The sequence below is a fragment of the Pseudomonas sp. EZ-C24 genome (genome assembly GCF_014525325.1).
Taxonomy (GTDB): domain Bacteria; phylum Pseudomonadota; class Gammaproteobacteria; order Pseudomonadales; family Pseudomonadaceae; genus Aquipseudomonas; species Aquipseudomonas shirazensis.
The window spans coordinates 47208-59716 of the sequence record NZ_JACDIU010000010.1; the positions used below are offsets into that span (position 1 = coordinate 47208).

At 62.7% G+C, this 12509-nt stretch carries 12 protein-coding genes; 7 read left to right on the top strand and 5 right to left on the bottom strand.

All coding sequences use genetic code 11. The annotated features are described in order from the left end of the window. Positions 1 to 18 precede the first annotated feature (18 nt). On the top strand, positions 19 to 657 hold the full coding sequence (locus IDM28_RS06400) for a LysE family translocator (RefSeq protein WP_181106031.1): 639 nt from the start codon (positions 19 to 21) through the stop codon (positions 655 to 657). On the opposite strand, the gene IDM28_RS06405 is transcribed toward IDM28_RS06400, so the two are convergent. After that, positions 627 to 1418 carry an AraC family transcriptional regulator gene (locus tag IDM28_RS06405; RefSeq protein ID WP_188035576.1) on the bottom strand — a complete coding sequence of 264 codons (792 nt, stop codon included), beginning with the start codon at positions 1416 to 1418 and terminating at the stop codon, positions 627 to 629. The genes IDM28_RS06400 and IDM28_RS06405 overlap by 31 nt on opposite strands. 159 nt (positions 1419 to 1577) lie before the next feature. Here IDM28_RS06405 and IDM28_RS06410 point away from each other — a divergent pair, with 159 nt between their 5' ends. From IDM28_RS06410 to IDM28_RS06425, 4 genes are read left to right on the top strand one after another with little or no spacing between them, the layout of a single operon-like run. Further along, positions 1578 to 2003 (top strand): YybH family protein, encoded by a 426-nt coding sequence (locus IDM28_RS06410; RefSeq protein ID WP_101317548.1) that lies wholly within the window; start codon positions 1578 to 1580, stop codon positions 2001 to 2003. Positions 2004 to 2060: 57 nt separating this feature from the next. Then, positions 2061 to 2405: a YciI family protein gene (locus tag IDM28_RS06415; RefSeq protein ID WP_188035577.1), complete on the top strand. Its 345-nt coding sequence runs from the start codon at positions 2061 to 2063 to the stop codon at positions 2403 to 2405. A gap of 18 nt (positions 2406 to 2423) precedes the next feature. Next, entirely contained in the window at positions 2424 to 2915 is a 492-nt protein-coding gene (locus tag IDM28_RS06420) for an SRPBCC family protein (RefSeq protein WP_150571501.1), read from the top strand. Next, a complete protein-coding gene (locus IDM28_RS06425) occupies positions 2915 to 4153 on the top strand; it encodes an RNA polymerase sigma factor (RefSeq protein ID WP_188035578.1) in 1239 nt (412 codons plus the stop codon). Before IDM28_RS06420 ends, IDM28_RS06425 begins: the two co-directional genes overlap by 1 nt. 3 nt (positions 4154 to 4156) lie before the next feature. On the opposite strand, the gene IDM28_RS06430 is transcribed toward IDM28_RS06425, so the two are convergent. Then, on the bottom strand, positions 4157 to 4642 hold the full coding sequence (locus IDM28_RS06430; RefSeq protein ID WP_101317557.1) for a MaoC family dehydratase: 486 nt from the start codon (positions 4640 to 4642) through the stop codon (positions 4157 to 4159). 34 nt (positions 4643 to 4676) lie between these two features. Beyond that, complete coding sequence (locus IDM28_RS06435; protein WP_188035579.1) at positions 4677 to 5621, bottom strand: alpha/beta hydrolase; 945 nt, start codon at positions 5619 to 5621, stop codon at positions 4677 to 4679. A gap of 202 nt (positions 5622 to 5823) precedes the next feature. Here IDM28_RS06435 and fadD2 point away from each other — a divergent pair, with 202 nt between their 5' ends. Together fadD2 and fadD1 are read left to right on the top strand one after the other, a co-directional pair. Further along, positions 5824 to 7512, top strand: coding sequence for a long-chain-fatty-acid--CoA ligase FadD2 (gene fadD2 / locus IDM28_RS06440; protein WP_150571975.1), 1689 nt, complete (start codon positions 5824 to 5826; stop codon positions 7510 to 7512). Between the two features lie 314 nt (positions 7513 to 7826). Then, the gene (gene fadD1 / locus IDM28_RS06445) at positions 7827 to 9524 is read left to right on the top strand and encodes a long-chain-fatty-acid--CoA ligase FadD1 (RefSeq protein ID WP_188035580.1); all 1698 of its coding nucleotides are present in this window, start codon (positions 7827 to 7829) and stop codon (positions 9522 to 9524) included. A 52-nt stretch (positions 9525 to 9576) separates the two neighbouring features. Here the strand turns inward: fadD1 and IDM28_RS06450 are convergent, their stop codons facing one another. Then, positions 9577 to 10884, bottom strand: coding sequence for an NAD(P)/FAD-dependent oxidoreductase (locus IDM28_RS06450; RefSeq protein WP_101317565.1), 1308 nt, complete (start codon positions 10882 to 10884; stop codon positions 9577 to 9579). A gap of 30 nt (positions 10885 to 10914) precedes the next feature. Then, entirely contained in the window at positions 10915 to 12279 is a 1365-nt protein-coding gene (locus IDM28_RS06455) for a glutamine synthetase family protein (RefSeq protein WP_101317567.1), read from the bottom strand. Positions 12280 to 12509 lie beyond the last annotated feature (230 nt).

Below are 12509 nucleotides of genomic sequence, written 5' to 3' on the forward strand. Positions count from 1 at the left end.
GTCGCGTAGCTATTACACATGCCTTTTTCCAACGGATTTCTGCTGAGCCTGTCGCTGTGTCTGGACATCGGCATCGCCAATATCGCCATGATCACCCTGGCCATGCAGCGTGGTTTCCTTCAGGGGTTCTGGTTGGGCCTGGGCACCTGCGTGGGTGACTTGATCTACGCCATCGCAGCATTGGCCGGGATGACCGTGCTGCTGCAGTTCGAGAGTGTGCGCTGGGTACTGTGGCTTGGTGGTTCGGCGTTGTTGATCTGGTTTGCGCTGAAGATGCTGCTGGCCGCCTGGCGCGGTGGGCATCTGGATGCGCGCGCCGAGGTGGTGGTCGAGTCGGGTTGGCGCGAGTTTGCGCGAGGGGTGTTTCTGGCGATGTCGTCGCCGAGCGCGATCCTCTGGTTCGCTGCGGTCGGCGGTGTGCTGATCTCCCGCTCAGGCGCTGGCAGCTTGCTCGACGCGGTTGTGTTTCTCGGCGGTTTCTTCGCGGCCGGTCTGCTCTGGTGCGTGAGCTTGTGCGGTATTGCCAGCCACGGCGGGCGCTTGCTCGGTGACCGCTTGCTGACCTGGTCTTACCTGCTGTCGGCAGCGATTTTCTGCTACTTCGCGGTGTATGTGATCGTTTCAGGCTACCGCGAATTCATTCTTGCCGCCGCGTAATGTTGCGGCGTCACGCCATGTACCCGGCGAAACGCTGTGATGAAGTGGCTCTGGTCGTAGAAACCCAGGTCCAGCGCCACGTCCTGTGCGTGTTGGCCAAGACGTAACCGGCGCCGCGCTTCGATCAGGCGCAGTTGCATGTGGTACTGCAACGGGCCCAGGCCGGTGGCCTTTTTGAAGCAGCGTACGAAGTGATATTTGCTCAAGCCGGCGACCTGCGCCAGCTGCTCGAGAGGCAGCCGTTGCTGCAGATGCTCACGCATGTATGCCTGGCTGGTAGCGACGGCTGCTGACTGCTCATGGGCGGCGCTGGCGGGTTGCTCCAGCAATTGCGCGAGCAACAACAGCTCGGCCTGTTCGCGTTGCTCGTCACTGGCCCGGGCCAGCTCCAGCAACGCAGCAAACAGCTGCGGCCGCTGCAGCACGCCTTGCTGCAAACGTGGCGCAGTAGCGGTCGAGCGCAGATTGTCGGCGCTGATCAGTTGCGTGATCGCCGCTGGCGCCAGGTGCAGGCTGATGTATTCCACACCTGTCGTGGCAAATTCCGAACCCTGCACGGCCAGCGGGTTGTACAAAGTGATCTGGCTTGGCGCCACCTCCAGCTCGCGGCCATCGAGCCAAATCCGCTCCTGGCCACTGAGATTGGCGCCGATCACGTACTCGTCATGGGTATGCCGCGGGAAGCTGGCACCGCCTTGCGCGCGCACCCAGCTCAGCTCGAAATGCGGGCTTGCAGGCAGGGTTTCGCTGGTCAAAGGCATGGCAATACCCGTAGGCGGCAGCAGGAGTGCAGTGGCCAATGGTACCCGTCGCCAGGCTCAAAAAAATATTTTTCAGTGCCTGTCGATTTCGCCTCTCGCAATTCGACTAGTCATGAAGGCGCTGGATGATCCTGCGCTGCCCTGGTCGAGAGCCCAATAATGACTACCTCAACCGAATCGCTACTGCGTCAACAGATCGACAGCTGGATGCAGGCCGTGCGCGAGCGTGACATCGATGCAATCGTTGCTCCCTACGCCGAAGACGTCGTCGCCTTTGACGCCATTCAGGCCCTGCACTTCAAGGGCAAGGCCGCCTACCGTGCGCACTGGGAAATGTGCATGGGCATGTGCTCGGGCGAGATGGTGTTCGAGATCCATCAACTGACCCTGCATGTCGACGACAACCTCGCCCTGGCCCACTGGCTCAATCGCTGCGGGCCGGCAGATGACGACAGCCAATGCGGCTTCATGCGCGTTACGGTCGGCTATCGTCGCAGTGGCGCGCAGTGGCAGGTCATCCACGAGCACTGGTCGGCGCCGTTCGACATGCAAACCCAGAAGGCGCTGTTCAACCTGCAACCTTGAGCTGAGCACGCCTGCTGTTATCGCCAAACGCACTGTCCACTGACGTTGGAGGCAATCATGAAATACCTGTGCCTGGTCTATTGTGACGAGGGGCTGCTGCACAGCTTGCCCGACAGCCCCGCCGATGCCGAATGCCAGGCTTATGCGCAGGCACTGGAGAGCAGCGGCCGCGTGCTCGCCGCGCAGGCGCTGCAGTCTGTCCAGGCCGCGACCACGGTGCGCGTGCGCAATGGCCAGATGAGCCTGACCGACGGGCCATTCGCTGACACCAAGGAACAGCTCGCCGGTTTCTATCTGGTCGAAGCGCGCGACCTCAATGAAGCGTTGAGCATCGCCAAAGGCATCCCCGCCGCCCGAGTCGGCAGCGTCGAGGTCCGCCCGGTGCGCGAACTACAACCCTGAACGTGGAGCACAACAACAATGACGCACGCACACGCAGGCTCTGCAGTGGCCGAACATGAACTGTCCATCACTCGCCTGATCGACGCCCCACCGGCGAAGGTATTCCGCGCCTGGAGCGAACCGCAATGGCTGATGAAGTGGTGGGGCCCGCACGGCATGACCACCCCGGAATGCGAGATGCAACTGTGGGTTGGCGGCTTGTTCCGGACCTTGATGCGCACCGCGGACGGCACCGAATACGATAACCAGGGTGTCTTCTTGGAAATCGTGGCGCCACGTCGGCTGGTCTTCACCGATGCGTTTCGGCCGGGCTGGGTCCCCGCCGCCAAGGCCTTCATGACCGCAGTGGTGACCTTCGATGATGAACACGGCAAGACCCGCTATACCGCCCGCGCGCTGCACTGGAATGCCGAGGATTGCCGCGCCCACGAAGAAATGGGCTTTCACCAGGGGTGGGGACAAAGCCTGGACCGCCTGGTGGAGGTAGTCACTCAGCAGATGCCTGACTGATGCTCGGCGAGCAGCTGCGTGAGGTGGTAGATGAGCTCTACCGACGAGACTCGCGGCGCATTCTGGCCACCTTGATTCGCCTGCTGGGTGATTTCGACCTGGCCGAGGAGGCCATGCACGAGGCGTTCTTCATCGCGGTCGAGCGCTGGCAGCGTGATGGTATCCCCAGCAATCCACGGGCCTGGCTGGTGTCGACCGGGCGCTTCAAGGCCATCGATCTGTTGCGCAGACATGCCCGTTTCGATCATGCCCAGGCGGATCTGATCATGCTTGTGCCCAGCGATGACGACCCCGCTGATGAAGCGTTACTCGGCGATGACCGCTTGCGCCTGATCTTCACCTGCTGCCACCCCGCGCTGGCTGCGGATGTCCAGGTGCCGCTGACCCTGCGTGAAGTCTGTGGCCTCAGCACCGAGCAGATTGCCAGTGCCTTTGTCCAGCGTCCGGCAACCATTGCACAGCGCATCGTCCGCGCCAAGGCGAAGATCCGCGATGCCGGTATCGCCTATCAGGTCCCCGAGCAGGCTGAGCTGCCAGAGCGTCTGGACAGTGTCCTGCGGGTGATTTACCTGGTCTTCAACGAAGGCTATTCAGCCAGCTCGGGTGAAGCGGTGGTGCGCCGTGAGCTGTGTGATGAGGCGATTCGGCTTGGTCGACTGCTGCTGCAACTGTTGCCGGCCCCGCAGGTGACAGGCCTGTTGGCACTGATGCTGCTGCAAGCTTCCCGGCAAGCAGCGCGCAGTGACCTTGACGGTAACATGGTGCTGCTCGATCAACAGGATCGCCGCCTGTGGGATCACCAGCAGATCGCCGAAGGCTGCCAGTTGGCCGAACGGGCGCTGCGCGCTGGCCCGGCCGGTATCTACAGCCTGCAAGCGGCGATCGCGGCGCTGCATGCAGAAGCGCTCCGCCCGGCAGATACCGACTGGGCGCAGATCATTGGTTTGTACGATGTATTGCAGCGCCACTGGCCATCACCGGTGATCGAACTCAATCGCGCCGCAGCCCTGGCCAGACGCGATGGCCCGCAGGCGGGCTTGGTGCTGATCAAAGCGTTGTTGCAGCGCGGCGAACTGCTCGACTATCACCTGGCGCACGCCGCCTGCGCAGAACTGCACGGCCAACTGGGCCAGACCGAGCCGGCTCGCGCAGCGTGGCAGCGAGCCCTGATACTGACTCAACAAGGGCCGGAGCGGCGCTACATCGAGCAGCGCCTGCGCGACTTGCAGGGCCGCTAGAAGTCAGGCTTCGGCAACGCTCGGCTCGAAGGTCGGCGGCGTCACCAGCTGCACGGTCTGCTGCTTGCGCGGCGCGAGAATCTCGGCTTCGCCGGCAATCACCAGCTCACCGTTCTGGTTGTAGACGTTGGTGGCGATACGCACCTTGAACTTGGGCAGCTTTTCGAGGATCTCCAGGCGCACGGTCAGTGTGTCGCCGATTTTTACCGGCTTCTGGAAACTCATCTGCTGGCCCAGATACACCGTGCCTGGCCCGGGCAGGTTGCAGGCCACTGCCGCGCTGATCAGGGCGCCGGTGAACATGCCGTGGGCAATCCGCTCGCGGAAGATGGTCTTGGCAGCGTACTCGGCATCGAGGTGGACGGGGTTGTGGTCACCGGACATGGCGGCGAAGAGCTGGATGTCGCGCTCTTCAACGCGCTTGACGAACTCTTCATTTTTCTGACCCACTTCGAGGGCTTCGTAGGGGGTGTTGGTGACCTGGGTCATCAGGGCTTCCTTATTGGCGGACGGGGCCTGGCTATCATTCACTGCGAGCGGGGCGGCCAAGGGCCAGCGCCTGCTCGAGCCAGCCGAGAATGTCGGCGGTAACCTCGTCGCGATTGGTTTCATTGAGCAGTTCGTGGCGCGCCTGCGGGTACAGGCGCAACTGCACATGCCGGTTGCCGGTCGCGCTCAAAGCGACGGCCAGATCACTGAGACGCTTGCCGGCACTCACCGGATCACATTCACCGCCAATTATCAGTATCGGCAGGTTCGGATCGACCTGGGCAAGGTTGCTTGGCCGGCTGACTTGCGCCAGGCCTCGGAGCAGATCGAGCCACAACTGATTGCTGCAGCGAAACCCGCACAGCGGGTCGGCGATGTACTTGTCTACTTCGGCTTCGTCGCGGCTTAGCCAGTCGAATGGCGTCCGGGTAGGCTTGAAGGCATTGTTGAAGCTGCCGAACGAAAGCTTGTCGATCAGCGCACTGCTGGCCTCGGCGCCCTGGCGCCAGGCTTCGGCGCGGGCGATCAGGGCCGCGGCGCGATACAGCCTGGGCGGCTGCAGGTTGGAGCCGCTGAGAATAGCTCCGTGCACGCTGGCGCTGTGGTGCAGCAGGTAAGCCTGGACGATGTAACTGCCCATGCTGTGGCCGAACAAAAACAGTGGGGTGCCAGGAAAGCGCTGGCCGATGTGCTGGCTGAGCAGGCCGAGATCGTTGACCACGGCATTCCAGCCATCCTTGCGGGCAAACAGGCCCAGACGACCGTTCTCGGCGGTCCGGCCATGGCCACGCTGATCAGGCGCGATCAGGGCAAAGCCGGCGGCGCTCAGTGCCTGGCCCAAGCGCTGATAGCGCCCGCCATGCTCGGCCATGCCATGCGCCAGCAGCACCACGGCCTTGACCGGTGTGGCCGGCAGCCATTGGTGCAGGTACAGGTTGCCGTGCTCACTGGCGGCAACCCAGAGCGCATCGTAAGCCATGACCGCGTCCTTTTCTGTGCATGTTCCCCGACAGTGTACGCACTACCACTGAAATTGCAGGGCGGGCACAAATAAGATTCACAATGTTAATGGCGGCCCTTGGCGTGTTTGCCACCTCCCACTTACCTGCTAACGTCGGCTCAACGCCTGTCGCCCCGTGCAGCAGGTCAAGGACGCTCCAGGCCAAGAGGAACAATAATAAATGCATGCCGACTTCTGGAATGACAAACGCCCGGCGGGCGTGCCTTCCTCCATCGATATCAATGCCTACCGCAGCGTGGTCGATGTGTTCGAGCGCTCCTGCAAGCGCTTCGCCGACCGCCCGGCCTTCAGCAACCTCGGCGTGACCTTGAGTTATGGCGAGCTCGAACGCCACTCGGCGGCCTTCGCCGCCTGGCTGCAGGCCAATACCGACCTGGCCCCCGGCGATCGTATTGCCGTGCAGATGCCCAACGTGCTGCAGTACCCGATTGCGGTGTTCGGTGCGCTGCGGGCCGGGCTGATCGTGGTCAACACCAACCCGCTGTACACCGAGCGGGAAATGCGCCACCAGTTCAAGGATTCCGGCGCGCGTGCGCTGGTGTACCTGAACATGTTTGGCAGAAGGGTGCAGGAGGTGCTCCCCGATACCGGCCTTGAGTACCTGATCGAAGCGAAGATGGGGGATCTGCTGCCTACCGCCAAAGGCTGGCTGGTCAATACCCTGGTCGACAAGGTCAAGAAGATGGTCCCGGCCTTCGATCTGCCGCAGGCAAAGTCGTTCAAGCAGGTGCTGCGCGAGGGCAGGGCGTTGAGCCACACACCGGTGCCGCGCAGCCTCGACGATGTCGCCGTGCTGCAGTACACCGGCGGCACCACCGGCTTGGCCAAGGGCGCCATGCTGACCCATGCCAATCTGGTCGCCAACATGCTGCAGGTACTGGCGTGCTTCTCCCAGCACGGCGCCGACGGCCAGAAGATGATCAAGGAAGGCCAGGAGGTGATGATCGCGCCGCTGCCGCTGTACCACATCTATGCTTTTACGGCGAACTGCATGTGCATGATGGTCACCGGCAACCACAACGTGCTGATTACCAACCCACGTGATATCCCAGGGTTTATCAAGGAGTTGGGCAAGTGGCGTTTCTCGGGCTTGATTGGCCTGAATACGCTGTTTGTCGCGCTGATGGACCACCCCGGTTTCAAGTCGCTGGATTTCTCGGCGTTGAAGGTCACCAACTCCGGTGGTACCGCGTTGGTCAAGGCCACCGCGGAGCGTTGGGAGAGCCTGACCAAGTGCCGCATCGTCGAAGGCTACGGCCTGACCGAAACCTCGCCTGTGGCCAGTACCAACCCTTATGGGCAGCTGGCGCGGCTGGGCACAGTAGGCATCCCGGTAGTGGCCACGGCGTTCAAGGTCATCGATGACGATGGCAACGAGTTGCCCTTGGGCGAGCGCGGCGAGCTGTGTATCCAGGGCCCGCAAGTGATGAAAGGCTACTGGCAGCAGCCCGAGGCAACGGCGCAGGCGCTCGACAGTGCAGGCTGGTTCAAGACGGGTGACATCGCCGTCATCGATCCTGATGGCTACACGCGGATTGTCGACCGCAAGAAAGACATGATCATTGTCTCGGGCTTCAACGTGTACCCGAACGAGATCGAGGATGTGGTGATGGCCCACCCGCAGGTCGCCAACTGCGCCGCAATCGGGGTGCCGGACGAGCGTTCCGGCGAGGCAGTGAAGCTGTTTGTGGTGGCCCGTGAAGGGGGCGTCAGCGTTGAAGAGCTGAAGGCCTACTGCAAGGCCAACTTCACCGGTTACAAAGTGCCCAAGCACATCGTCCTGCGCGATTCGCTGCCAATGACGCCGGTCGGCAAGATCCTGCGGCGCGAGCTGCGCGACATCGCCTGACCGGTCTGGCCTAGGCACTGCAGAGGCAAGCAGCGGCGACGCGCTTGCCTCTCTTTATATGCATAGCCAGTAGATCAACCCACAGCAGCCGGTTTGCGACATTTTGGCTAATTACTCTAAATATGACTTATATAATTCATTGAGTCATATTTGTGACCGTTTGGCCTGTTTTGGCCTCTAGGCGACCCTTGGCAAAGCTGATACTCTCGGCCCGCTTTCAGAGGATACGGTTGGCAATGAACCGGCGCCTTCTATCAATAATAAACGCATAAACGCGTATAAAGAATTCGCTGTTGCTCAAGGAGTTGGCTTCCATGATCGAAAATTTTTGGAAGGATAAGTACCCAGCCGGGGTAGCGGCGCAAATCAATCCTGATGAATTCCCCAATATCCAGGCGGTGCTCAAGCAATCCTGCCAGCGTTTTGCCGACAAGCCGGCCTTCAGCAACCTGGGCAAGACCCTGACCTATGGCGAGCTGTACACCCTGTCCGGCGCGTTTGCCGCGTGGCTGCAGCAGCACACTGACCTCAAGCCGGGCGACCGCATCGCCGTGCAGCTGCCGAACGTGCTGCAGTACCCGGTGGCGGTATTCGGTGCCATGCGCGCTGGCCTGATCGTGGTCAACACCAACCCGCTGTACACCACGCGGGAGATGGAACACCAGTTCAACGACTCTGGCGCCAAGGCGCTGGTGTGCCTGGCCAACATGGCCCACCTGGCTGAAAAGGTGGTGCCCAAGACCCAGGTCAAACACGTCATCGTCACCGAAGTGGCCGACCTGCTGCCGCCGCTGAAACGGCTGCTGATCAACAGCGTCATCAAATACGTCAAGAAGATGGTCCCGGCCTATCACCTGCCCAAGGCCGTACGTTTCAACGATGCCTTGGCCAAGGGCGCCGGCCAGCCGGTCAACGAAGCCAACCCGCAGGCCGATGATGTTGCCGTGCTGCAGTACACCGGCGGCACCACCGGGGTGGCCAAGGGCGCTATGCTCACCCACCGCAACCTGGTCGCCAACATGCTCCAGTGCCGTGCGTTGATGGGCGCCAACCTGCAAGAAGGCTGCGAGATCCTGATCACGCCGCTGCCGCTTTACCACATCTATGCCTTTACCTTCCATTGCATGGCAATGATGCTGATCGGCAACCACAACGTGCTGATCAGCAACCCGCGCGACCTGCCGGCGATGGTCAAGGAGCTCGGCAAGTGGAAGTTCAGCGGCTTTGTCGGCCTCAACACGCTGTTCGTTGCCCTGTGCAACAACGAAGGCTTCCGCGCTCTGGACTTCTCGGCACTGAAGATCACCCTGTCCGGTGGCATGGCCTTGCAGTTGAGCGTTGCCGAGCGCTGGAAAGCCGTAACCGGCTGCGCCATCTGCGAAGGCTACGGCATGACCGAAACCAGCCCGGTTGCTGCGGTCAATCCGGCTGAGGCCAACCAGGTCGGCACCATCGGCATCCCGGTGCCGTCGACGCTGTGCAAGATCATCGATGACAGCGGTCAGGAGCTTGCCCTGGGCGAGGTCGGCGAGCTGTGCGTCAAAGGTCCGCAGGTGATGAAAGGCTACTGGCAGCGCGAAGAGGCTACCGCCGAGATTCTCGATGCCGACGGCTGGTTGAAGACTGGCGACATCGCCTTGATCCAGACCGATGGCTACATGCGTATCGTCGACCGCAAGAAGGACATGATTCTGGTGTCCGGCTTCAACGTCTACCCCAATGAACTTGAAGACGTGCTCGCCGGTTTGCCGGGTGTGCTGCAGTGCGCTGCGATCGGTGTACCGGACGAGAAGTCGGGCGAGCTGATCAAGGTGTTCATCGTGGTCAAGCCGGGCATGACCCTGACCAAGGAGCAGGTCATGGAGCATATGCGCGCCAACGTCACCGGCTACAAGGTGCCGCGTTATATCGAGTTCCGTGATGCCTTGCCAACCACCAACGTCGGCAAGATCCTGCGCCGCGAGCTGCGTGACGAAGAGCTGAAGAAGCAAGGCCTGAAAAAGACCGCCTGATCAGGTGGCGACTGCGTGGCAGCTCATGCCCGCGCAGTCGCCGCTGCAGCTGTCAGCGCAGTTTTTCCAGCATCTGGTAGTACCACATCCCCGCCGCCAGCAGCGGATTGCCGAGCAGGTCGCCCATTGGCACCTTGACGTGCTTGCAGCCGGCAAAGGTATCGAACTTCTCCAACGTTCCGGTCACCGCCTCAGCCATGATTTCACCCATGATGTGGCTGGTGGCAACGCCGTGGCCGGAATAACCCTGGCAGTACCAGACGTTGTCCGAGAGTTTGCCCAACTGCGGAATGCGGTTGACCACGATGCCCATCGCGCAGCTCCACTGGAACTCGATCGGCACGCCTTTGAGAGCGGGGAAGGTGCGCTCGATGCACGGCCGCAGCTCGCCGGCGATATCCCGTGAATCCTTGCCGGAGTAGTTGGCGCCACCGCCGAACAGCAAGCGCTTGTCGGCGGTCAGGCGGTAGTAGTCGAGGACGAAGCGGCAGTCGTACACCGCCAGATCCTCCGGGTTGATCTGCTCGGCCAGTTCGCCCAGTGGCGCGGTGGTGACGATGCCGCCCATCGCCGGGAAGATCTTGCCCTTTAGCTGGCGCTTTTCCAGCTTGTGATAGACATCGCCGGCGAGCATCACCTGACGCGCCTCGATCCGGCCCTGGGCGGTGACCACCGCCGGGCGAGGGCCGTGAACGATGTCGAGTACCTCGGAATTCTCGAAAATCAGGGCGCCCATCGCGTGTGCCGCGCGCGCTTCGCCCAGGCACAGGTTGAGCGGGTGCAGGTGCAGGTTGCGCATGTTCTTCAGGCCGCCCAGGTACAGCGGGCTCTGCAGGTGGCGGGCAACCCCGTCGCGATCGAGCAACTCAAGCTGATCACCCATGCCACGGCGTTGGGCCTCGGCCTGAAAACTCTGCAGCTCGGCCATGTGCGATGGCTTCATCGCGGTGTGCAGGTGGCCGCGCTTGAGGTCGCACTCGATGCCGTAGCGTTGCACCCGTTGCTCGATGATCTCGTGGCCGCGCCAGCGCAGTTGCCAGATGAAGTCATCGACCTCGCTGCCGAGGCGCGCGCTCATCTGCTGGCGCATCGCCTCGTCGCCGGACAGGCTGCCCGTCACCTGGCCGCCGTTGCGCCCGCTGGCGCCCCAACCGATGCGATTGGTTTCGACAATGGCCACCTTGAGCCCACGTTCGGCCAGCTCGACCGCCGTGGCTACGCCGGTGAAACCGCCGCCGATGATCGCCACATCGACCTGGTGCGTACCCTGCAACGTGGGGTACTGGCTGTGATCGTTGACAGTGGCGCTGTAGTAGGACGGCGCGCGCTGGGCCGAACCCTTGTTCAGTGCTGCGTTCATGCGAATTCCTTGAGATGAAAAGGGTAGGGCTCAGGCCTGGTGCAGGTACCAGCGCCAGTCCTGCTCGCCGACTTCGGCCATGAACTGGCGGTACTCGGCGCGCTTGACCTTGAGGTATACCCCGAGAAAATCCTCGCCGAGAGCCTCTTTGGCCCAGGTCGACTGCTCCAGTGCAGCGAGCACGGTCAGCCAGTCGGTGGGCAGGTGTTCGGTGGCCTGGGCATAACCGTTGCCCGTCACCGGCGCGCCGGGGTCGAGCTGTTCGCGCAGGCCCTGATGGGTGGCGGCGAGAATCGCCGCAGCCGCCAGATACGGGTTGGCGTCGGCGCCGCAGATGCGGTGTTCGATGTGCCGGCTGTTGGCCGGGCCGCCGGGCACGCGCAGGCTCACGGTGCGGTTGTCGACGCCCCAGGTCGGCGCCAGCGGCGCGTAGCTGTTGGCCTGGAAGCGGCGGAACGAGTTGGCGTTGGGGCAAAACAGCAACAGTGATTCATGCAGATGCCGGAGCATACCGGCGACTGCCTGGCGCAGCAGCGGCGTGCCGGCCGGATCTTCACTGGCAAACAGATTGTGACCCTCGGCGTCGGCCAGGCTCAGGTGCATGTGCATGCCGGTGCCGGCCAGGTCGGCGAACGGCTTGGCCATGAAGCACGCCTGCATGCCGTGGGCATGGGCAATGCCTTTGACCAGGCGCTTGTAGCGCACGGCCTGGTCCATCGCCGCCAGGGCGTCGCCGTGTTCCAGAGTGATCTCGACCTGGCCTGCGGCGTACTCGGAAATCGCCGTGCGCGCAGGGATGCCCTGGGCTTTGCAGGCGGCGTACAGGTCAGCCAGAAACGGCTCGATCTGCTCCAGTTCGCGCAGGCCATACACTTGGGTGGCGCGCGGGCGGCCGCCGTCGTTGTCCAGCGCGGGCTGCGGCCGGCCGTGGGCGTCGCGCTGCTGGTCGAGCAGGTAGAACTCCAGTTCGCAGGCCATCACCGGGTGGTAGCCGTCGGCCTTGAGCGCTTCGATGGTGCGCAGCAGGACGTGACGTGGGTCGGCAACACTGGCTGGCAGGCCTTCACGCGGGTGCATGCTGACTTGCACCGCCGCGGTTGGCACCCGCCGCCACGGCAGGCGCACCAGACTGCCTTGCAGGGGATAAGCGCGGCAGTCGATATCGCCGACGTCCCACACCAGGCCGGAGTTTTCCACGTCGTCGCCATTGATGGTCAAGCCAAGAATGGTGCTCGGCAGCGGCCTGCCGCTTTGGTAAACCGCCAGCAGCTCGTCACGGTGCAGCAGCTTGCCGCGGGGCACACCGTTGGCATCGAGGATGAACAGCTCGATCAGGTCGATATCAGGGTTGTTGGCCAGAAACTGTTCGGCCTGCTCAAGGGGAGCAAAGTGCATGGTGGATTCGCTCGCGGCTCATTGCTGAGGCGCACGGACCTGCGCGCAATGGGCGCCAGGCCGGACTCGGTAAACCGGCGCAGAGACGCCGGGTCTGGTCAGTGCAACGCGGGCGAAAGATCGGGCGGGCGAGCGTGGCGGCAGTGCCACAGGGCCCAGAAGGCGAGGATGATGTGCACCAGTGGATTTTCGCCGACACAGGCCCGGGCCTTCGGCAGCGAAGGGCGGGA

Coding starts and splice junctions, on each gene's coding strand:
- IDM28_RS06400 (WP_181106031.1), top strand. CDS start 19: ATGCCTTTTTCCAACGGATTTCTGCTGAGCCTGTCGCTGTGTCTGGAC.
- IDM28_RS06405 (WP_188035576.1), bottom strand. CDS start 1,418: ATGCCTTTGACCAGCGAAACCCTGCCTGCAAGCCCGCATTTCGAGCTG.
- IDM28_RS06410 (WP_101317548.1), top strand. CDS start 1,578: ATGACTACCTCAACCGAATCGCTACTGCGTCAACAGATCGACAGCTGG.
- IDM28_RS06415 (WP_188035577.1), top strand. CDS start 2,061: ATGAAATACCTGTGCCTGGTCTATTGTGACGAGGGGCTGCTGCACAGC.
- IDM28_RS06420 (WP_150571501.1), top strand. CDS start 2,424: ATGACGCACGCACACGCAGGCTCTGCAGTGGCCGAACATGAACTGTCC.
- IDM28_RS06425 (WP_188035578.1), top strand. CDS start 2,915: ATGCTCGGCGAGCAGCTGCGTGAGGTGGTAGATGAGCTCTACCGACGA.
- IDM28_RS06430 (WP_101317557.1), bottom strand. CDS start 4,642: ATGACCCAGGTCACCAACACCCCCTACGAAGCCCTCGAAGTGGGTCAG.
- IDM28_RS06435 (WP_188035579.1), bottom strand. CDS start 5,621: ATGGCTTACGATGCGCTCTGGGTTGCCGCCAGTGAGCACGGCAACCTG.
- fadD2 (WP_150571975.1), top strand. CDS start 5,824: ATGCATGCCGACTTCTGGAATGACAAACGCCCGGCGGGCGTGCCTTCC.
- fadD1 (WP_188035580.1), top strand. CDS start 7,827: ATGATCGAAAATTTTTGGAAGGATAAGTACCCAGCCGGGGTAGCGGCG.
- IDM28_RS06450 (WP_101317565.1), bottom strand. CDS start 10,884: ATGAACGCAGCACTGAACAAGGGTTCGGCCCAGCGCGCGCCGTCCTAC.
- IDM28_RS06455 (WP_101317567.1), bottom strand. CDS start 12,279: ATGCACTTTGCTCCCCTTGAGCAGGCCGAACAGTTTCTGGCCAACAAC.